This is a genomic window from Actinoplanes teichomyceticus ATCC 31121, assembly GCF_003711105.1.
Lineage (GTDB): Bacteria > Actinomycetota > Actinomycetes > Mycobacteriales > Micromonosporaceae > Actinoplanes > Actinoplanes teichomyceticus.
This window is the reverse complement of sequence record NZ_CP023865.1, coordinates 4,077,743-4,097,127: the sequence shown is the minus strand read 5'-3', so window position 1 is coordinate 4,097,127 and position 19,385 is coordinate 4,077,743. Positions and strand designations below refer to the sequence as shown.

The window sequence follows — 19,385 nt, the reverse complement described above, 5'->3', positions numbered from 1 at the left end:
TACGGCCGCGGCGCCGCGCCGGTTCGTCACCAGCCCCGGCGCAGCGGCACCGCGAGGCGTGCGGCCAGCTCGTCGAAGGAGACGCCGTGCGTCTGGCGGACCACGACGCCCGCGCCGGTGATGACGAACGTGGCCACGTCCGTGTACACCCGGTCCACGCAGCCCGGACCGGTCAGCGGGTAGGTGCACGACGGCACCAGCTTCGGCGTGCCGTCCCGGGTGAACAGGGTCATCATCACGTACACGCTGCGGGCCCCGGCCGCCAGATCCATCGCCCCGCCGACCGCCGGGATCGCGTCCGGCTCGCCGGTGTGCCAGTTGGCCAGGTCGCCGGCCGCCGACACCTGGAACGCCCCGAGCACGCACACGTCCAGGTGGCCGCCGCGCATCATCGCGAACGAGTCGGCGTGGTGGAAGTACGCCGAGCCGGGCAGCTCGGTGACCGGGACCTTGCCCGCGTTGATCAGATCCGGGTCGACCCGGTCGCCGGTCGCGGCCGGACCCATGTGCAGCATCCCGTTCTCGGTGTGCAGCACGATGCCGGCGTCGGCGGGCAGATGGTCGGCGACCAGGGTGGGCAGTCCGATCCCGAGATTGACGTACGACCCGGGGGCGATGTCCCGGGCCACCAGCGCGGCCATCTCGTGCCTGGTCAGGCTCATACCGCCACCACCCGGTCGACGTAGATGCCCGGCGTCACGATCACCTCCGGGTCCAGGGCGCCGGTCTCGACGATCGCGCCGACCTGGGCGACGACCAGGTCGGCCGCGGTCGCCATCACCGGCCCGAAGTTGCGGGCGGTCTTGCGGTAGACCAGGTTGCCCATCCGGTCCGACCGGTGGGCGCCGATCAGCGCGACGTCACCCTTGATCGGGTACTCCAGGACATGGGTCCGCCCGTCGATCTTGCGGGTCTCCCTGCCCTCGGCCAGCGGCGTCCCCGCGCCGGTGCGGGTGTAGAACGCGCCGATGCCGGCCCCGGCCGCGCGCATCCGCTCGGCCAGGGTGCCCTGCGGCACCAGTTCGAGCTCGATCCGCCCGGCCCGGTACAGCCCGTCGAACACCCACGAGTCGGGCTGCCGGGGGAAGGAGCAGATCACCTTGCGGACCCGGCCGGCGGCCAGCAGCGCGGCCAGCCCGGTGTCGCCGTTGCCGGCGTTGTTCGAGACCACCGTGAGATCGCCGGCTCCCTGCTCGATGAGCGCGTCGAGAAGCCGCACCGGCATCCCGGCCATCCCGAAACCCCCGATCAGGACGGTGGACCCGTCCCGGATCCCGGCCACCGCCTCGGCGGCGCCGGCGCAGATCCGCACGCTCACGCCACGTTCTCCAGCACCACGGCCAGCGCCTGCCCGACGCCGATGCAGATCGCCGCGACGCCCCAGCGGTCACCCGAGCCGGCCAGCCGGGCGGCGAGCGTGCCCAGGATCCGGCCGCCGGAGGCGCCCAGCGGGTGACCGATGGCGATCGCCCCGCCGCGGGCGTTGACGATCGCCGGGTCGATGCCCCAGGCGTCGACGCAGGCCAGCGACTGGACCGCGAAGGCCTCGTTCAGCTCGACCGCGGCCACGTCGTCCCAGGTGATCCCGGCGCGTTCGAGGGCCCGGTCGGCCGCCTCGACCGGCGCGTACCCGAACATCGGCGGCTCGACCGCGGACACCCCGCGACCGGCCACGCGGGCGAGCGGGGCCCGCCCGATCCGGTCGGCGGCCCCGGCCGAGCCGAGCAGGACCGCGGACGCCCCGTCGTTGAGCGGGGACGCGTTGCCGGCGGTGATCGTGCCGTCGGGCCGGAACGACGGCCGGAGCCCGGCCAGGGTCGCCGCCGACGACCCGGGACGGATGCTCTCGTCCCGGGTCAGCTCGGCGCCGGGCACCGCGACGACCAGGTCGTCGTAGAAGCCGGCGGTCCAGGCCGCGTCGGCGAGACGGTGCGAGCGGGCCGCGAACTCGTCCTGCCGGTCCCGCGAGATCCCGAACTTCTCGCCGAGCATCTCGTTCGCCTCGCCCAGCGACACCGTCCACCCGGCCGGCATGTTGTCGTTGGTCAGCCGCCAGCCCAGCGTCGTCGACACCGCGGTCACGTTGCCGGCCGGGAATGCCCGCGACGGCTTCGGCAGCACCCACGGCGCCCGGGTCATCGACTCGACCCCGCCGATCACCACCACGTCGGCGTCGCCGGACTCGATCGTGCGGGAGCCGATCATCGCCGCGTCCAGCGACGAGCCGCAGAGCCGGTTGACCGTGGTGGCCGGCACGGTGACCGGCAGGCCGGCGAGCAGCACCGCCATCCGGCCCACGTTGCGGTTGTCCTCGCCGGCCTGGTTGGCGCAGCCCCACACGACGTCGCCGACCGCCGCCGGGTCCAGGCCCGGGGCCCGTTCCAGCAGGCCGCGCAGGGCGATCGCGGCGAGATCGTCCGGGCGGGTCTCGGCGAGGGCGCCGCCGAAACGGCCGAACGGGGTACGGACCGCGGCGTACAGGTAGGCGGAGTTCATGCCCCTCACCGTAGGCCGCCGGAACCGATTGACTCCAATACTGAATCGGTACGGATTGATAACCTGCGAGCATGGATCTGCGCCACCTGCGCTCCTTCGCGGCGCTCGCCGAGGAACGGCACTTCGGCCGGGCCGCGGCGCGCCTGCACATCGCCCAGCCGGCCCTGTCCCAGCAGGTCAAGCAGCTGGAGCGGGAGTTCGGGGTGGAACTGGTCAGCCGCACCACCCGCCGGGTCGAGCTGACCGAGGCCGGGCGCCGTTTCGCCGAGCACGCGCGCGCCGTGCTCGGCTCGCTCGGCCGGGCCTCGGCCGACATGGCGTTGCTCGCGTCCGGGCGGGCCGGGCGGGTCGCGGCCGGTTTCATCGGCACCGCGACGTACGATCTGCTGCCCCAGGCCGCCCGCGAGGTGCGCCGCCTGCTGCCCGCCGTCCGGCTCGACCTGCACGGCGAGCTGCTCAGCCCGGCCCTGCTGACCGGCCTGCTCGACGGCGCGTACGACCTGGCCGTGCTGCGCCCCGACGGCGTCACCCGGCCGGAGATCGAGCTGCGGGTGCTGCGCGCCGAGCCGCTGATCGCGGTGCTGCCCGACCGGCACCGGCTCGCCGGCCGCGACCGGATCGACCTGGCCGAGCTGGCGACCGAGCCGTTCGTCACGCACTTCTCCGGGCACCGCTCGTCGATCCACGAGCACGTCCTGGCGGCCTGCGCCGCGGCCGGTTTCCAACCGGCCTCGCTGATGGAGGTCGGCGAGACCGCCACCCTGGTCGTGTTCGTCGCCGCCGGACTGGGCGTCGCCCTGGTCCCGGAACCGGTGCGCAGCCTCGCGCTGGCCGGCGTCGCCTACGTGCCGCTGACCGCGCCGCCCACGGTGCGGCTGGCGCTGGCGACCCGGGCGGGGGAGACGTCGCCCGCGGTCCACCGGGTCGCCGAGATCGTCGCCCGCTGCACGTGACCGCGCGTACCACGCGCCCGGAACGTCCCGGCCGGCCGGACTATCGTACGGCGATGACCTCTTTCATCCGGAACGTCTCCTTCGACTGCGCCGACCCGTACGTGCTCGCGGTGTTCTGGAGCGAGGTGGTCGGCCACCCGATCCACCCGCAGTGCACCCCCGGCGACCCGGAGGTGGTCATCGAGCCACCCGGCGGCCCCCGCCTGTACTTCCAGGCCGTGCCCGAGTCCAAACAGCTGAAGAACCGCGTCCACGTCTGCCTGCGGTCACCGGACCTGGGCCGGGACGCGGAGGTGGAGCGGCTGCTGGCGGCCGGCGCGACGCTGCTGGCCGACCACCGGAGCCCGGACGGCGGCTGGGTGGTCCTGCAGGATCCGGCCGGCAACGAGTTCTGCGTCACCGGCGCCTGACCGCCGCCCGGGGCCGCCCGGGCCGGCCGGATGCGTCACTGCAGCCGGGGCACGACGGCGACCAGGTCGAACGCGTCCGCGACCGGCACGTCGAGGTAGCCGTCCAGGTTGCGGTACCGCCGCGGCCCGCCGGGCACGCCCCGCAACGGCCGCAGATCGGTGATCCCCGGCCGGTCGCCGCCGAGCAACGCCTCCACGCTGCCCGGCGCCGGGGCGGCCAGGTCGACGGTCAGCACCTGCACGCCGCGCTCGGTGCCCGGCGCCGGCCGCCTCGTCGGCGTCCGGCCCCCGCCGCAGGTGACCGCGATCGACAGGTACCCGTCGCCGAGGCCGGTGGCCAGGTGGCCACCCAGCACGGCAACAGATGAATCGCCCAGATCGATCGGGATGCGCTGCAGGTGGTTGTTGGCCGCGGAGATCACCATGCGCTGCCCGTCCCGCAGCAGATGGGCGGCGGTCTCGGCCATCGCGGCGTCGCGGACGTTGACCACCGCGTGCGCCGTCGAGCCCTGCGCCGCGGCGAGCTGGGCGCGCAGCATCTGGTCCAGCAGGACGGCGAGGCGCAGCGCGTGCCGCGCGGTGGCTGCCGCCTCGTGCCAGGCCACGCCGTCGCCGCGCGCCTCGTCGTGCCGGACGGGGGTGTCCGCGTGCCTCTCGTCGTGCCGGACCGCGGTGTCCGTGTGCGCCTTGTCGTGCCGGACTACGGCGTCGGTGTGCGCCTTGTCGTGCCGGACCGCGGTGTCCGTGTGCGCCTTGTCGTGCCGGACCGCGGTGTCCGCGTGCCTCTCGTCGTGCCGGACCGCGGTGTCCGCGTGCCCGGGGGCCGCGGCTTGCCGGGCGTGGATCGGCCGCAGGGCGTCGACCCGCGTGGACAGCTCGGCCAGCAGGACCGTCAGCGCGTCCCGGTCCGCCGCCGGGGTTTCCGCGTACGCCCGGGCCGCCGCAAGGGTGTGCGGCCGAGCCCAGGCCTCGGCGTACGTCCGGATCTGATCGATGATCTCCCGCGCCGCCGGGTCGACCTCGAGGTGGCCCGCCACGATCTCCAGCGCGGGCAGCAGCGAGCCCAGGTCGGCCGGCAGGTCGAGCCCCGCGAACCGCACCCGCCGCCCCTCCCGGTGCTGCCGGCGCAGCCAGCTCAGCAGCCGCCGCGTCTCGGGGGAGCGGCCGAATCCGTAGGTCAGGCCCCGCCCGGCGATCTCGTCGACCGTGCCGGCCGCGCCGGGCGCGTCCCGGACCCACCGGTCCACCAGCAGGCCCTCGGCGAAACCGGACTCCAGGGCGAGCGTGGTGAAGCCCATGCGCTCCACCAGGAAGCGGGTGAGGCGGAAACGCAATTGCTGGTACTCCCGCACGTCGTGCGCCGACTCGCCGATGCCGACGACCCGCGCGTCGCCGACGAGGTCGCGCAGTGGTTCCAGGTCGTCGAGGCCGGCGGTCGGGTCGAGGGTCGAGATCGTGAGCGTTGCCAGGGCGGTCACCGGGACTCCTCGGTCCGTTCTGCAGTGGATGGTCACCATAGTCGGGCCGGTCCGGACCGCCGGTTCCGGCAACGGCCGGCCCGACTCCCGTCCGGGACCGCGCGGTCCGGACCGATCGGTCCCAGCGTGTGCGTGGGACCGTCGGGTCCAGAGAACCGGCCGAGTCCCGGCGGCCGGGACCGAACGGTCCAGCCGCACCCGCCGGACCGAGACCGACCGGGTGCCGGCTGCCCCGGCGGCCGGGACCGAACGGTCCAGCCGCACCCGCCGGACCGAGACCGACCGGGTGCCGGCTGCCCCGGCGGCCGGGACCGAACGGTCCAGCCGCACCCGCCGGACCGACGGTTGCCGGCGGCACCGCCGGACCGGGACCGGCCGGGTCCCGGCTGCCCCGCTGGAATGGGCTGAGTGCGGCGCACCGCGCAACTGTCCCGGTCCGGCTGGACTTCCGGCCGGACCGCGGCCCGCTCCCGCCGACCACCGTCGCCTCCTAGATTCCTAGGATGCCTTAGGGGTGGTGCGGTGACGCACGGCACCTGGCATCGCAACGGCATGGCCGTCGATTCGTCGATCCGAGCCGACGATGTATCGATCCCACCGGTCGTGGCATCTGATCCGGCGCCCGTCACCCCGCTGGCCGCTTCCGCGCAGCGGGCGCAAGCGCGCCTGCGTGCGGCCGGACTCGGCGAGGACACCATGTACGCCGCCGTGCTGTCCGGCCGGATCGTGGGCGTGGCGAGCATCCGTTTGGTCGGTGGCTGCGACCCCCCCGCATCTCTGGCTCTACGGACTGCACGTCGCCGCGGTGTCCCGGCGCGCGGGCATCGGCCGGGCCCTGGTGCGCGCCGCCGAGAACGTCGCCCACGGTCGCGGCGCGCGGCAGATGACCCTGGACGTGGACGCCGGCGAGGCCGGAGCGATCACCCTCTACGAGGCGCTCGGCTACACCGTCGTGCGGCATCATGATCGTCACTGGCGGCCGGTCGACCGGCGTACCGCGGCGGTGGTTGCCGAAGGCGTCCCCGCGACGCTGATCATGCGGCGGTCGCTGCGTGACCGGAGTCGTGGAGGGTGAGCCGCCGCCCCGCGCAGTCGGCGACCGCCGCTGATGTCCGGGCGGGCGTGCGGTTACGCCGCCTGGCAGGTCATCGGCATGATCGGGGTGGCGTCGGTGAGCGGCAGCTGCTGGATGCAGTCCTGGCCCGCCACCGTGACGTCGAGCCTGGCGCCCGCGTCGTCGAGCGGGGCCGTGGTCAGGGTCGTGGTGGCGACGCCGTGCCGGTCGGCCGGAGTCAGCGTCCGGCCGAGGGTGAGCTCGCGGCCCTCGGTGTCGAAGCCGACCAGCTTCGCGTCCATCACCTCGCCGGCGGTCAGGCCGGGGGTGCTCACCCGGATCGTGAGCGTCCAGGCGCCGGGGCCTCCGCTCAGCGCGACGTTCGTCTGCGGGCGCCCCGGCACACCCGTGCCCGGTTGCGCATTCGCCGCGATCAGGCCGGTCACCGTGACCAGGATCAGCCCGATCACGCTGAGCGCGCCGGCCGCCGTCGTGCTCGCCGTGCCCGGTCGTGAGGTGAGCGCGCGTACCGTCCCGAGCACGGCGGCCGCCACCGCGAGCGTGCCCGTGCCGGCCGCCGCCCCGGCGAGCACCGTGGTCGCCGTCGTGTCGGCCTGCGTCGCCGCGAGGTGGAGGCCGGCTGCGGTCACCACCAGAGCGAGCAGGCCGAGTGCCGCATTCGTCGCCGTGACCGGTGCCGGTCCGCCGGCCGCCTCGGCGCCTCCCGCGGCCGGCCCGCTGTCGGGGGTGACCGCGGCGGGCCGCCGCTGCGGTGTCGCGTCGTCCATGGTTGTTTCCCCCCGGCTCTCCGGGGCGCCGGCCCGAGCTGGATCGCGGCGGCCCGCCACGACTCTGGCACATCCGATCAACGCCGGGCCGGTAGACGCCCCAGTGGCCGGGGCGCCGCCCGGATCACCCCCGGTGCGTCCCCGCCCGGTCCACGCCGAGCCCGGCCTCCCGGGCCGCCACGATGGCCTGGCCGCGGCTGCTCACCTGCAGTTTGAGCAGCACGCTGGAGACGTGGTTGCGGACCGTCTTCGGGCTCAGCGCCAGCCGTCGGGCCACCGTGGCGTTGTCCAGTCCGCGCGCCACCTGGTCGAGCACCTCCCGTTCGCGCTCGGTGAGCTGGGGGAAGGCGGACGCGGCCGGATCCGGGCGGTGCAGCGCGTCCAGCGCGCGGCCGGCGACGGCGCGGCCGAGCAGGAGCTCGCCGTTGGCGACGGCGTGGATGGCCCGTTCGATCTCCTCGGCGCCCGCGCTCTTGAGCAGGTAGCCGGCCGCGCCGGCGCGCAGTGCGCCGAGCACGTGCATTTCGTCGTCGAAGGCGGTGATGACCAGTACGGCCACCTCCGGGTGTTCGCGGCGGATGGCCGCGGTGGCCGCCTGGCCCGACTCGGCGCCCAGGTGCAGGTCCATCAGGACCACGTCGGGCCGTTGCGCGGCGACCAGGGCTGTCGCGGCGCGGCGGTCGGTGGCTTCGCCGACCAGCTCGGTTCCGGGCAGGGTACGCAGCAGCGCCGCCATGCCGAAGCGGAAGACGGGATGGTCGTCGACGACGGCGACCCGCACCGGCCGGGCGGTCACGCCGGCGCCAGCGGCACGGTCAGCCGTACCCGGGTGCCGGGTCGGCCGGGGTGGTCGGTGGCCGGTCCGACGGTCAGGTCGGCGCCGATGCCGTGGGCGCGTTCGCGCATCGAGCGGGTGCCGAGGCCGGGGCGGGCGGCGCCGGCGCCGATGCCGCGGTCGATCACGGTGACCTCCAGTTCGGCGGCGGTGGCCTGCACGCGGACGACGCAGTGCCGGGCGTGTGCGTGCCGGTGCACGTTGTGCAGGGCCTCCGCGACGATGCCGTAGATCGCGGTGGCGGTGTCCTCGGACAGGGTGGCGGCGCAGCCGACCACGTCGACCGTGAGTCCGGCGGCGGCGTAGCGCTCGCGCAGCCGGTGCAGGGCGGCGAGCAGGGCGCCTTCGTCGAGCATCGGTGGCAGCAGGTCGCGGGCCAGGGTGCGGACGTCGTCGCCGTGCCGGGTGAGGTCGGCGGTGACATGGGTGAGCAGTGCGGCGGCGTCGGCGACGCCGGGCAGGTGGCGGTGCGGGGCCAGCAGGTTGCCGGCGGCGGACAGGGCGAGGCCGGCGCCGCTGAGCGCGGGGCTGAGCCCGTCGTGCAGGTCCCGGCGCAGCCGGCGGCGTTCCTCGTCGCGGGCGCGGGCGACGTCCTGGCGGGCCTGGGCCAGGTGGTGGTGGGTGGTGGCGAGGTCGGTGAGGGCGGCGACGACGGGGGAGAGGTCGGCGAGCACTTCCGCGCCGCGGCCGTCGAGCCGCTCGCCGGCCGGTGGCCACACCTGTAGCCGGCCGACCTCGCGGCCGCGTACCCGCAGTGGCACCGATACCGGCCGGCCGCCGGCGCCGGTGCCGCTGCGTACGCTCAGCGCGGCGTCGTCGGTGGTGATGGTGACCTGCTGCAGCCGCAGTGAGCTGCGGATCGCCCCGGCGACCGCGTGCAGCACGTCGGCGCCTCGCTGCGCGCCGCGCAGCCGGTCGCCGACCTGCCGGATGACCGGTCCGGCGGGCTGGCCGTGCACCAGGACGTCGACGCGGCGCTGGACCCAGTGCCGGAGCGGCGCGAACGCGGCGGCGAGCAGGGCGGTGCAGAGCACCTGGGACTGTCCGGCGGGCACGAGGGTGCCGAGCAGGGTGACGGTGCTCAGGTATCCGGCGACGGCCAGTGCCGTCAGCAGACCCCAGACGATCGTACGGCGGACGGTCAGGGTGATGCCCCACAGTTGCTGGCGGAGCACCACCACCAGCACCGCGGCGGGGTAGCAGGTCTGGGCGGCGAGCATCAGCAGCGGCGGGACGGTGGCCGGCAGCAGCGGTTGCGGCCGGATCCATCGTGCCGCCAGCGGTACGAACGCCAGGGCCAGCAGGATCAGCCCGATCGTCAGCCAGCCCAGTCCGGGGCGCTGGGTGGCCGGCGCGACGCGGCGGCGCAGGTGCACTCCGGCGGCGGCGGCCAGGCACAGCAGCACCAGCACCGGCTCCACCCAGGGCAGCACCAGCCGGCGCAGGGCGCGCAGCCCGGGGTCGTCGAGCGGCAGCAGCCCGTACGGGGCGGGAGCGGTCAGTACGCAGATCTCGGCGATGGCGATGAAGGCCGTGCCGGCGGCGACCGCGGTCCGGGCGGTGCGGCTGGTCGCGCCGGCCGGCAGCAGCCACGGCAGCACCACCATGAACGCGTAGAAGCCGGGCAGCCAGGCCCATCCGGCGGCGCTGAGCGCCTGTGGCGGGGCCCAGCAGTGTGGCCACCGTTGCGCGAGCAGCGCCCAGCTCGTCGCGGCCGCGGCCACCGTGCCGCCGGCGCCGGCGGCCGCGACGATCCAGCCGGCCGGGTGGGTGCCGCGCCGCAGCAGCAGCCAGCCGATGGCGCCGTACACCAGGCCGTCGGTGAGGTCGACGAGGGCGTACAGCAGGGTCGGTTGCCAGGCCGGGCGGGCCAGGGCGGCGCCGGTGACGGCGGCCGCGCCGAGGGTGCCGGTCAGTGTCAGCAGTGCCCAGGCCGCGATCGGGCCGGAGCGCCCGGGTGTGGCCGGCGCCTGTGCGTGGCTGCCTGGACGCATGTGCCCTCCCCGCCGGCCGTGCCGCACCGGCCGTCCCGGTGATCGATCGACGATCACGGTAGATCGGTCCCGGGCCGGAAACCGTCAGGGATCCGGCAGTTTCCCGGGCTGTGCGGGCGGGGCGCTGTCGTGAACCCGACCGCGGTGTCCCGGCCGGGCCGGGACACCGGTCCCTGCCGTCTGGGCGGGGCCCCCGGCGAGCCTGGTCGGGCCGGACCGGTGTGGCATCGGCGGGGGCCGGCGTCCGGGGACGGCGGGAGGAGTGAGGGAGCATGTTCCAACCGAGACAGCGATGGCGGCGGCCGTTCGCGGCGGCCCTGGTCGCGGTGTGCGCGGCGACCGGGGTGACCGTGGCCGCGCCGGCCGCGCGGGCCGGCGGCGCGGTGGTGATCGACGCGACCGTGCTGCATCACCGGTTGTTCGCCGCCAGCGCGGGCAGCCGGGTCCACGGCACGGCCGGGTTGCGGCAGGTGATGCTGGGCGCGGATCTGGCCGCTCACCGGCAGCTGCATCCGGAGGCCACGGCCCAGCAGCTGACCGACCGTGCCACGGCGGTCGACGCGTGGTACGACAGTCAGCTCACCGCGCAGGACATGCAGCGCCCGGCGTACGAGTTCGTGGTGCGGATGCTGGCGGTCACCGCCAAGGCGCCGCAGCCGAGCACGGGTGCGCCGCTGATGCGCCAGCTCGCCGAGCTGGTCATCGGCACCCCGCAGAGCGGGGCGGCGCAGGCCGTCGACGAGATCGCTGCCGCGCAGCTGGCCAGTTCCGTGTGGGCGCAGGTGTATCCGGTGCAGGAGCAGGTGTTCACGACGGTGGCCACGCTGGCCGCCGCCGACGACGTGTTCGCCACGGTCTTCACCGGCCGGTTCGCCGCGAGCATCGGTGTCGATCCGCGTACCGGCACCGAGTCGTTGCTCGACGATCCGGTCCTGACCGGGTACGCCGACGTGCGGGCGCTGCTGCAGAAGGCGGATGACCGGGCGGCGTTCCTGGACCAGGGTGACGAGGCGTTGCGTCAGCTGCTGGCTGACGTCAACGCCCAGGTGGCCGCCACCAATCAGACGCTGGCGGATCTCAACGCCCGGTTCCCGGTGCAGGGCGCCAACCCGACGCAGGCGGTCCTCGACCAGGCCAAGGCGCAGGCCGCGCAGCGGCAGGTGTGGATCGACCGGGCCGGTACGGTGGCGGAGCTGCTCGGCAAGGTGGTGGGTTTCGCCGACGCCCGGGCCGGTCAGGTCGTCGCCGGGGCCGGGCGGGCCGCGGTGCAGGTGGCCGGCGCCCTCAACACCTGGCTGCCCAGCATCGCCGGCAAGGGTCTGGCCGCGGCGCTGACCTCGATGAGCACGCTGACCATGACCGGCAACGTGCTCGGCGCGATCGGCGCGCTGGTCCCGCTCTTCAGCGGTCAGCAGACCCCGGAGCAGCAGATTCTGGACCAGCTGGGTGAGTTGCGCCAGCAGGTGGGCGCGCTGGCGACGACGATGGAGGAGCGGTTCAAGCGGGTCGACACCGCGCTCAACGGCATCTACACGGCGATGTTGAAGCAGTTCGAGACGCTGCTGCAGTTGCACGACGCGACCAGTGACCAGTTGCGCCAGATCACCGTGGCGCTGGCCGCGCTCACCGAGCGGGTGGACTTCTGGGGCAAGGCGCTGTTCGAGAACGACCGGGCGAATGCCATGTTCCAGGTGCAGGAGATCATCAACGCGACTGTGCACCACCGGGCCCGTACCGGGGTGGAGCTGTCCTACGACAAGTACGCGGATGCGGCCAACAGCCTGCAACTGCACGCGGTGACGGGCAGCAGGCGGCCGATGTTCGTGGCGCCGTTGATCGATCCGGATCCGGCCAGGCCGGCGCCGGATCTGCATCTGACCCTGGACACCTATCGTTACCACGGCGCCATCTCGTTCCTGCGTCAGTACGGCGACCGGCTGCTGGGCAGCGCGGTGGCCCGGCCGCTGGTCGGTGATGTGGAGGCGTGGCTGACCGCCGCCGACGGCTACCAGCTGCTGTCGGCCCAGAACCCGGCGCACGCCGGCCGGGTGTGGGATGCGGAGTGGCGGGCGGTGGCCGGTTCCGGCACCGACATCCAGAACCTGGTGCGTACGTTCAGCGAGCCACGGCCGGCCGGTACGCAGCCGCGGCTGAACCCGCTGTTCACCAGGCTGCTGGATGACTACGAGGCCGCCGCGGCCGCGCTGGGCGCCCGGTTGCGGGAGATGCAGGCCGGCGTCCACGGCCCGGGTCGTGAGCAGTACGACCTGTTCGGGCAGCCGGATCAGCCGGTGCCGAACCGGCCGGCCGCCGAGCCGGCGAGCATCGCGCCGTGCGGCACGGCCGGTAACCACCCGGCGTTGTCGCGGCCGTCGACGGTCCGGGTGCTGGACATCCCGCAGGAGGTGTACGTCGGCGCGTACGCCCGGCCCGACACCGGCATGCGGGTGTGCTACCGGGCGAGCTGGGTCAATGTGCAGGAGCCCGAGGAGCCGCCGGCGAACAAGCCGTATGCCCGCTACGCCGATCTGAGCGTGACGTTCGAGGTGCAGCTGGACTGGAACGGCCGGACGCCGGACGTGGTGCGCAGCTGGACCAGGGTGTTCCCGTACGGCAAGATCGCGCAGATCTACCCGCCCGGTGATTCGCGCAAGTCGTGGACCACGCCGCTGACCGAGCCGCTGGGCAGGTGGAGCGGCACCTACCGGACCTCGTTCGAGCAGAGTGCCGGCTACGTGGCCAACGACGCGACGGTCAAGGGCTGGGTGCGCGACTGGGTGTACGGCCAGGCCGGCAGGTACTACCAGAACGTCGTGTCCGAGCTGCGCGCCACCGACGGCGCGCTGTTCCAGCTCAACAGCCGGCTGAGCACGGCGGCCCGGCTGGTCGAGGTGTACACCCGGCTCGGTTTCGCGCGCACCCTGCAGCAGGACGAGTTGCTGGCGATGGGGGTGCTGGGCGCCGAGCGGATCCCGTCGGACCACCGGCGGGCCGATGTCAGCGGGCCGCTGCTGCGGGCGCGGGACGCGTACTGCAAGCCCGAGGTGACCGACCGTTGCGTGCTGAACGACCGGGTGATCGAGATTCCCGCCTCGGTCGTGCCGTGCGCGCGCAGCGGGCCCGGTGATCCGGTGGAGAAGTGCCTGACCGCCATCGCCGCCGGCCGTTCGGCCGGGGTCCGGGCGCGGCTGGAGGCGGCCAGCGTGCGGCTGGCCGGCGATCCGGGCTACCAGGAGGGCATTCCGGCGGTGGAGCGGGTCGTGCAGGGCATCACCACCGCCCGGGCGGTGGCGGTCGGTTGAGCGTGCCGCGGTGACGCCGGGGTGGGCCGGCCCGCGTGGTGCGGGGCCGGCCCACCCCGGCGTCACAGGATCAGGAAGTCGGGGGCCGGGTGGCGCAGGAAGTCGTGGTGGGAGATGTCCCAGCCGTACGCGCCGGTGCGGGCGAACACCAGCAGGTCACCGGCGCGTAGCCGGGTCACGTGCTGGCCGCGGGTGAGTACGTCGCGGGGGGTGCACAGCTCACCGACGGCGTCGACGGGGGTGTCGGTGACCTGTGGCCGTGGGTAGGGGCGCTGCCAGGTGTCGACGGGCAGGATGGTGAAGGGGTGGCTGTATCCCCACGCGGCCGGGAGCCGGAAGTGGTGGGTGCCGCCGCGCAGCACCGCGAAGGTGCGCCCGTGTGTGCTCTTGAGGTCGATCACCTCGGCGGCGTAGTGCCCGGCGTCGGCGGCCAGGTAGCGGCCCGGTTCCAGGATCAGTTCCACGCCCTCGGGCACGGCGACCCGCGACAGCGGGGTGACGTCGGCGCTCGCCTCGCCGGTGTAGTCGACGCCGAGGCCGCCGCCGGCGTTGACGACGCGCAGGTGCAGGCCGTGCCGGGCGGCGGTCTGCCGGGACCAGCCGATCGCGTCGGTCAGGAACGCGGCGTGCGCCGCGCCGTCGAGGTTGTTGGAGACCGCGTGCAGGTGGAAGCCGATCACGGTGAGGCTGTCCGGGATCGCGGCCAGCACCGTGGCGAGCTGGTTCTCGTCGATGCCGAACGGGGTGGGCGTGCCGGTCATCGCGTGGCTGCCGGTGACGGCCACGGCGGCGCGGTTGACGCGCAGGCAGATGTCGGCGCGCAGGCCGAGCCCGGCGAGCCGCTGCGCCTCGAACAGGCTTTCCACGTTGAGCAGCGCGCCGGCGCGTACGGCGGCGGCCAGCTCGGCGTCGGTCTTGGCGGGGCCGCCGAAGGCGATGCGGCGCGCGCCGGCGGCGACGGCCAGCTGCAGTTCGCCGCCGGAGGCCACCTCCAGCCCGTCGCAGGCCGCGGCGAGGGTGCGTACCACGTCCGGGTGCCCGTTGGCCTTCACCGCGTACAGCAGGGTGGTCCGCTGCGGCAGGGCGGCGCGCAGCCGCTCGGCCCGGGCGCGCAGCGCGGCGGTGTCGTAGACGTAGGCGCAGGCCGGCGCCGGCAGGCGCCGCAGCGCCCGGGCGACGTGCGCGGGGATCTCAGCCATGCAGCGGGTTCGGCACCGGCAGGTAGATGTCGCCGGCGCCGGTCAGCCGCATCCGGACCAGCGCCTTGTGCGGGACGGTCGGGGCGGTGAACGCGGCGTGGTCGGCGCGGGCGTCGGGGCCCGGCAGCGTGGCGTAGGTTTCGTCGACCACGTCGCGGACGATGCGCCAGGCGGCGCGTTCGTCGGTGCCCAGCCGCAGGACGATCTCGCCGAGGTGGGCCTGGAAGGCGGTGTAGCCGAGCTTGGCGCGCATGACGTCCGGGTCGCCGGTGCCGACGACGCTGCCGGGCCACAGCTCGACGTGGTGCCCGGCGGCGGCCAGCCGGGGCAGGTGCAGGCGCAGGCCGGCGAAGTCGCGCAGGGCGAGCCGGTGCGGGCGGCCGTCGACGAAGGTGGGCAGGCAGTTCTGCAGGTGCGCCTCCAGGCCGACGCCGTGCACGGCCAGGCGCAGCAGCGGCGGCAGCAGCAGCCGGGCGTAGTCGTGCAGCCAGGCGGCCGGGTCGCCGCCGTGCCGGTGGACCAGGTCGGGCAGCCGGTAGGGCAGGGCGCTGCCCGCGATGGCCTCCTCGCCGTCGTGCAGGCGGCCGGTGAGCCCGTCGCGCAGGATGGCGGACAGGTCGCGGCCGGAGCCGGCCGGCACGGCGGCGCCGGCGGTTTCGGCCATCAGCAGCAGCGACGGTTCGTCGGTGGCCAGGCGGCGCAGCAGCGCGGAGATCGCGGGGCCGTTGCGGGTGCTGGCGACGCTGATGCTGCGCCGCGTCGAGGTGATCTGGATGTCCAGCGACACCTTGAGGTAGCGGCGGGCGCCGTCGGCGCCGGGGGGCAGCAGCAGGGTGCGCAGCGCGGCGGTCGGCACCGCGTCGAGGTGGCCGTCGAGTTCGCGCAGGGTGCCGTCGGTGAACAGGTGCCGGTAGCGGCCGGTGGCCAGCCGGTGTTGCCAGGCGTGCACCGGTTGCAGGCGGTAGCCGGGGCCGGGATCGGGCAGGCCGGGATACAGGTCGCGTAATTGATCGCCGAGGTCGTCGCCGAGGTGCGCGTCATCGCGCACGGCGATGAACCGGATCCGGGTGTGTCCGGACTCCAGATCGTGTTCCAGCACGTCGCAGGTGTCCCAGCCGAGCCGGGTACGTCCGCAGGGGTGCAGGTTGTGCCCGGCGATGGCCAGTCGTTCCCCGGCGATGGCGGATTCGTCGGCGTCGCCGCCGCCGGTCGGGCCGGGCCGGGCCAGCGCGACCGCCAGGTTGATCACGGCGTTGCGCAGTTCCGCGGCGAACGCCGGCGCGTCGATGCCGGTGAGCAGGTCCACCGGGTCGGTCACCCCGGAGTGGGCGTACTCGTAGCGGTGGAACGCGTGCCGGGTGGCGTCGCGTTCGTCGCCGCTGGACAGCCCTTCGCGGGCCAGCGCGCCGCGCAGCCGGGTGCCGACGGTGTCCGCGGCGTGCGGCAGATGGTGCAGGAAACCGGCGAGCAGGTGCGGCGCGTGCACGGCCAGCGCGGCCTGGGTGTGCGCGGCCGCCGCGGCGAGCCGGCCGCTGGTCAGGCTGGAGGTCATGCGTGCACCGCCATTGGGTTGGGCTGGTGGGTCCAGATGTCGTCGAGCGGGTCGGCGGCGAGGCGCATGGCGGTGGTCGCCTTGATCGGCAGAGGTTCGGTCAACAGTTGCGGGATGCCGCGCAGCCCGCCGGCGATGATCGCCCAGAGGCGGTCCGGTTCCGCGCCGTGGTGCTCGGCGAGGGCGCCGACGAGCTGGCCGGCGACGGCGCCGAGCGCGGCCGCGGCGAGTTTGACGCGCAGCACGGCCGGGTCGTCGGTGAGCAGGTCGCCGTGCAGGTCGAGGCCGAGCCTGCGGTGCACGCGCACGCCGCCGAGGTCGCGGTAGAGGGTCCGCACCGGTCGTTGCCCGCGCAGCACGACCAGGGTGTTCTGCCCGTGCGCCTCCAGCGCGACGCCGCGGTCGAGCACGGTGGCCAGCGGCGCGAACAGGACCGCGGTCAGGTCGGCCAGCCACCGGTACGGGTCGCCGACGGTGTCCAGGAAGTGCGTCGCGAAGACCCCCAGGGGTACGGCCTGCTCGCCGGGTGCGAGCCGCGGCGCCTGCCGGACGAGGTGGGCCAGGCGCCGGTCCGGCCCGTGCTCGGTGATCACCGCGCCGGCGGAGGTCTCGGCGAGGATGTCGATCGGCAGGTCGGCGGTGAGCCGGGTGAGCGCGTCGGACAGGATCGGCCCGTTGTGCACCGCGGCCGGGGAGACGGTGCGTACCGCCGAGGTCATCTGCACGTCCATCGCGGTCTTGATGTGCGGGCCGCCGCTGACCGGGGCGACGGTGCGCAGCGACATCAGCGGCCGCACCGGCCGGGTCGGCCCGGCGTCGGTCAGCCACGGGTACTCGCGCAGCAGCCGGGCGGCCTGCCACGGGTGGGCGTAGAGGATCGGCTGCGCGCCGCCGTGCCAGCGCCCGGCGGGCACGCGCAGCCGGCGCAGCCGGATCACCGGCCGGTGCTCGGGGGCGTAGGCGAGCACGTCGGCGACGGTCATCCCGGTGCGGGTGCGGCAGCACGGGTGCAGCGGGTGGCCGTCGACGAGCAGCTGTTCGATCTGGCCGAGCCCGTCCGGGTCGCCGATGGCGGGTCGCCGCGGCGGCTGTGCGCGAGCGGCGCGGGCCAGGGCCAGGTTGGCGACGCTGTTGGCGATCTCGGTGACCAGCGTGGTGCCGGGCCACAGCGTGGCGGCCAGCTCGACCGGGTCGCCGGCGGTGTCCGGGTCGGCGTGCGCGGCGGCGGGCAGGGGTTCGCGGGCGAGTGCCAGCCGGAGCCGGCCCAGCACCGCGGCGCGGGCTCCCGGTAGTGCCGCGTCGTAGCGTTCGACCAGGTCAGGCCGGATGTTTTCGAGGTCTGCGCGGGTCTGGGCCGGGTCGGCGGTGGGGGTCGGCTGCGGCACCCTCTCATTGTCGCCGGGCCGGGCCGGGGTGTCCCTGCGGGGCGTGGCACGGCGAGCGAGGACACATCCGGAGCGCGCGGGCCGGATCCGTCCGCGCCTGCCGGTGGCGCGGTGGGCAGGGTAGCGCCGCGGCGGCGACCTGCGCGGATCTTTTCCTTCCGGTGATGGGTCCGATACATTCGCGTATCGCGGTGGCGCGGGTCACTGCCCTGGACGGAGCGGGGGAGCGCGGTGGACGCGGACGTCATCGTGGTCGGCGCCGGCCTGGCCGGTCTGGCCGCGGCACACGAGCTGACCGGCGCGGGGCGCCGGGTCGTGCTGCTGGACCAGGAGAACGCCGCCAACCTCGGCGGGCAGGCGTGGTGGTCGTTCGGCGGGCTGTTCTTCGTCGACAGCCCCGAGCAGCGGCGCGCCCGGATCCGCGACAGCGTCGAGCTGGCCTGGAGCGACTGGTGCGGCAGCGCCGGCTTCGACCGGCTCGACGACGAGGACGCGTGGGCGGTGCGCTGGGCCCGGGCGTACGTCGAGTTCGCCGCCGGGGAGAAGCGCTCCTGGCTGGCCGGGCTGGGGCTGAGCTGGCTGCCGTTCGCCGGCTGGGCCGAGCGTGGTGACCTGCGCGCCGGTGGGCACGGCAACTCGGTGCCGCGCTTCCACATCACCTGGGGCACCGGCACCGGGGTGGTGCAGCCGTTCGCCGCGTCCGCGCACCGGGCCGCGGACGCCGGGCTGCTGCGGTTGCGGCACCGGCACCGGGTCGACGAGCTGCTGGTCGAGGGCGGGGCGGTGGTCGGCGTACGCGGAAAGGTGCTGGCCGGCGACGACGCTGCGCGCGGGGTCGCCTCCAGCCGGGAGGAGGTCGGCGACTTCGAGGCACGGGCCCAGGCCGTGATCGTCACGACCGGCGGCATCGGGGCCAACCACGACCTGGTCCGGCGGTACTGGCCGCAGCGGCTCGGGACCGCCCCGCGCACGATGGTCACCGGGGTGCCGGCGTACGTCGACGGGCGGATGCTCACGATCGCCGAGGATGCCGGGGCGCGCCTGGTCAACCGTGACCGGATGTGGCACTACACCGAGGGGGTGCGCAACTTCGACCCGATCTGGCCCGGGCACGGCATCCGGATCCTGTCCGCGCCCTCGCCGATGTGGTTCGACGCGCTCGGCCGGCGGCTGCCGCAGCCGTACTACCCCAGCTACGACACCCTGGGCACGTTGCGCTACCTGCGCACGAGCCCGGAGCTGGCCGGGCACGACCACTCGTGGTTCGTGCTGACCCAGACGATGATCGAGAAGGAGTTCGCGCTGTCCGGTTCGGAGCAGAACCCGGACGTGACCGCGAAGGATCGCCGGGCGTTCGCCCGGCAGCGGCTGTTCGGCAAGGGCGCGCCCGCGCCGGTGGAGGCGTTCACCCGGCGCGGGGCGGACTTCGTGGTGGCCGGCACGCTGGAGGAGCTGGTCGCCGGGATGAACCGGCTGACCGGCACGCCGCTGCTGGACGCGGCGCACATGCGCGCGCAGATCGAGGCCCGTGACCGGCAGCTGACCAACCGGGTCACCAAGGACGCGCAGGTGCAGGGGATCCACAACTCGCGCCGGTACATCGGCGACCGGATCGGGCGTACCTCGGTCCCGCACCGCATCCTGGACCCGGCCGCCGGCCCGCTGATCGGCGTGCGGCTGCACATCCTGACCCGTAAGACGCTCGGCGGCATCCAGACCGACCTGGACTCGCGGGTGCTCGGCGCGGACGGGCAGGTGCTGCCCGGCCTGTACGCGGCCGGGGAGGTCGCCGGGTTCGGCGGCGGCGGGGCGCACGGCTACAACGCCCTGGAGGGCACCTTCCTCGGCGGCTGCCTGTTCAGCGGCCGCGCCGCGGGCCGGCACGCGGCGCGCGCCCTCTGACCGTGGCGTGCCCGCGGGCGCGCGCCCTGCGACCGTG

Annotated in this window: 15 protein-coding genes; 5 read left to right on the top strand and 10 right to left on the bottom strand. The window is 74.9% G+C overall.

Annotation, left to right across the window (positions count from 1 at the left end; all coding sequences use genetic code 11):
- Window positions 1-26 precede the first annotated feature (26 nt).
- From ACTEI_RS18075 to ACTEI_RS18065, 3 genes are read right to left on the bottom strand one after another with little or no spacing between them, the layout of a single operon-like run.
- A complete protein-coding gene (locus ACTEI_RS18075; protein WP_122978730.1) occupies window positions 27-662 on the bottom strand; it encodes a 3-oxoacid CoA-transferase subunit B in 636 nt (211 codons plus the stop codon).
- Window positions 659-1,318 carry a 3-oxoacid CoA-transferase subunit A gene (locus ACTEI_RS18070; RefSeq protein ID WP_122978729.1) on the bottom strand — a complete coding sequence of 220 codons (660 nt, stop codon included), beginning with the start codon at window positions 1,316-1,318 and terminating at the stop codon, window positions 659-661. Before ACTEI_RS18070 ends, ACTEI_RS18075 begins: the two co-directional genes overlap by 4 nt.
- Window positions 1,315-2,496, bottom strand: a complete 1,182-nt coding sequence (locus tag ACTEI_RS18065) for a thiolase family protein (protein ID WP_122978728.1) — start codon at window positions 2,494-2,496, stop codon at window positions 1,315-1,317. The genes ACTEI_RS18070 and ACTEI_RS18065 overlap by 4 nt, the downstream gene beginning before the upstream one ends.
- Before the next feature lie 71 nt (window positions 2,497-2,567).
- Here ACTEI_RS18065 and ACTEI_RS18060 point away from each other — a divergent pair, with 71 nt between their 5' ends.
- Window positions 2,568-3,449 (top strand): LysR substrate-binding domain-containing protein, encoded by an 882-nt coding sequence (locus ACTEI_RS18060; RefSeq protein WP_122978727.1) that lies wholly within the window; start codon window positions 2,568-2,570, stop codon window positions 3,447-3,449.
- A gap of 53 nt (window positions 3,450-3,502) precedes the next feature.
- Entirely contained in the window at window positions 3,503-3,859 is a 357-nt protein-coding gene (locus tag ACTEI_RS18055) for a VOC family protein (protein WP_122978726.1), read from the top strand.
- Between the two features lie 35 nt (window positions 3,860-3,894).
- Here ACTEI_RS18055 and ACTEI_RS18050 read toward each other — a convergent pair whose 3' ends face one another.
- Entirely contained in the window at window positions 3,895-5,337 is a 1,443-nt protein-coding gene (locus tag ACTEI_RS18050; RefSeq protein WP_164466005.1) for an erythromycin esterase family protein, read from the bottom strand.
- Between the two features lie 754 nt (window positions 5,338-6,091).
- On the opposite strand from ACTEI_RS18050, the gene ACTEI_RS18045 reads away from it, so the two are divergent.
- Window positions 6,092-6,412 carry a GNAT family N-acetyltransferase gene (locus ACTEI_RS18045; RefSeq protein WP_164466004.1) on the top strand — a complete coding sequence of 107 codons (321 nt, stop codon included), beginning with the start codon at window positions 6,092-6,094 and terminating at the stop codon, window positions 6,410-6,412.
- A 53-nt stretch (window positions 6,413-6,465) separates the two neighbouring features.
- On the opposite strand, the gene ACTEI_RS18040 is transcribed toward ACTEI_RS18045, so the two are convergent.
- The 3 genes from ACTEI_RS18040 to ACTEI_RS18030 form a co-directional block, all read right to left on the bottom strand.
- On the bottom strand, window positions 6,466-7,179 hold the full coding sequence (locus ACTEI_RS18040) for a hypothetical protein (RefSeq protein WP_122978723.1): 714 nt from the start codon (window positions 7,177-7,179) through the stop codon (window positions 6,466-6,468).
- Window positions 7,180-7,303: 124 nt separating this feature from the next.
- Window positions 7,304-7,975 carry a response regulator gene (locus ACTEI_RS18035; RefSeq protein WP_122978722.1) on the bottom strand — a complete coding sequence of 224 codons (672 nt, stop codon included), beginning with the start codon at window positions 7,973-7,975 and terminating at the stop codon, window positions 7,304-7,306.
- Window positions 7,972-10,008, bottom strand: coding sequence for a sensor histidine kinase (locus ACTEI_RS18030; protein ID WP_122978721.1), 2,037 nt, complete (start codon window positions 10,006-10,008; stop codon window positions 7,972-7,974). Before ACTEI_RS18030 ends, ACTEI_RS18035 begins: the two co-directional genes overlap by 4 nt.
- Window positions 10,009-10,280: 272 nt before the next feature.
- Here ACTEI_RS18030 and ACTEI_RS18025 point away from each other — a divergent pair, with 272 nt between their 5' ends.
- Window positions 10,281-13,310 carry a hypothetical protein gene (locus ACTEI_RS18025; protein WP_122978720.1) on the top strand — a complete coding sequence of 1,010 codons (3,030 nt, stop codon included), beginning with the start codon at window positions 10,281-10,283 and terminating at the stop codon, window positions 13,308-13,310.
- Window positions 13,311-13,372: 62 nt separating this feature from the next.
- On the opposite strand, the gene ACTEI_RS18020 is transcribed toward ACTEI_RS18025, so the two are convergent.
- Genes ACTEI_RS18020 through ACTEI_RS18010 form a run of 3 tightly spaced genes read right to left on the bottom strand, consistent with a single transcriptional unit; the run spans window position 13,373 to window position 17,446 of the window.
- The gene (locus ACTEI_RS18020) at window positions 13,373-14,509 is read right to left on the bottom strand and encodes an alanine racemase (RefSeq protein ID WP_122978719.1); all 1,137 of its coding nucleotides are present in this window, start codon (window positions 14,507-14,509) and stop codon (window positions 13,373-13,375) included.
- Complete coding sequence (locus ACTEI_RS18015; protein ID WP_122978718.1) at window positions 14,502-16,061, bottom strand: IucA/IucC family C-terminal-domain containing protein; 1,560 nt, start codon at window positions 16,059-16,061, stop codon at window positions 14,502-14,504. Before ACTEI_RS18015 ends, ACTEI_RS18020 begins: the two co-directional genes overlap by 8 nt.
- Window positions 16,058-17,446 carry an IucA/IucC family protein gene (locus ACTEI_RS18010; RefSeq protein ID WP_122978717.1) on the bottom strand — a complete coding sequence of 463 codons (1,389 nt, stop codon included), beginning with the start codon at window positions 17,444-17,446 and terminating at the stop codon, window positions 16,058-16,060. Before ACTEI_RS18010 ends, ACTEI_RS18015 begins: the two co-directional genes overlap by 4 nt.
- Window positions 17,447-17,677: 231 nt before the next feature.
- On the opposite strand from ACTEI_RS18010, the gene ACTEI_RS18005 reads away from it, so the two are divergent.
- Window positions 17,678-19,348, top strand: a complete 1,671-nt coding sequence (locus ACTEI_RS18005) for an FAD-binding dehydrogenase (protein WP_122978716.1) — start codon at window positions 17,678-17,680, stop codon at window positions 19,346-19,348.
- The last annotated feature ends 37 nt before the right edge of the window (window positions 19,349-19,385 follow it).

Coding starts and splice junctions, on each gene's coding strand:
- ACTEI_RS18065 (WP_122978728.1), bottom strand. CDS start 2,496: ATGAACTCCGCCTACCTGTACGCCGCGGTCCGTACCCCGTTCGGCCGT.
- ACTEI_RS18025 (WP_122978720.1), top strand. CDS start 10,281: ATGTTCCAACCGAGACAGCGATGGCGGCGGCCGTTCGCGGCGGCCCTG.
- ACTEI_RS18030 (WP_122978721.1), bottom strand. CDS start 10,008: ATGCGTCCAGGCAGCCACGCACAGGCGCCGGCCACACCCGGGCGCTCC.
- ACTEI_RS18020 (WP_122978719.1), bottom strand. CDS start 14,509: ATGGCTGAGATCCCCGCGCACGTCGCCCGGGCGCTGCGGCGCCTGCCG.
- ACTEI_RS18055 (WP_122978726.1), top strand. CDS start 3,503: ATGACCTCTTTCATCCGGAACGTCTCCTTCGACTGCGCCGACCCGTAC.
- ACTEI_RS18060 (WP_122978727.1), top strand. CDS start 2,568: ATGGATCTGCGCCACCTGCGCTCCTTCGCGGCGCTCGCCGAGGAACGG.
- ACTEI_RS18040 (WP_122978723.1), bottom strand. CDS start 7,179: ATGGACGACGCGACACCGCAGCGGCGGCCCGCCGCGGTCACCCCCGAC.
- ACTEI_RS18075 (WP_122978730.1), bottom strand. CDS start 662: ATGAGCCTGACCAGGCACGAGATGGCCGCGCTGGTGGCCCGGGACATC.
- ACTEI_RS18015 (WP_122978718.1), bottom strand. CDS start 16,061: ATGACCTCCAGCCTGACCAGCGGCCGGCTCGCCGCGGCGGCCGCGCAC.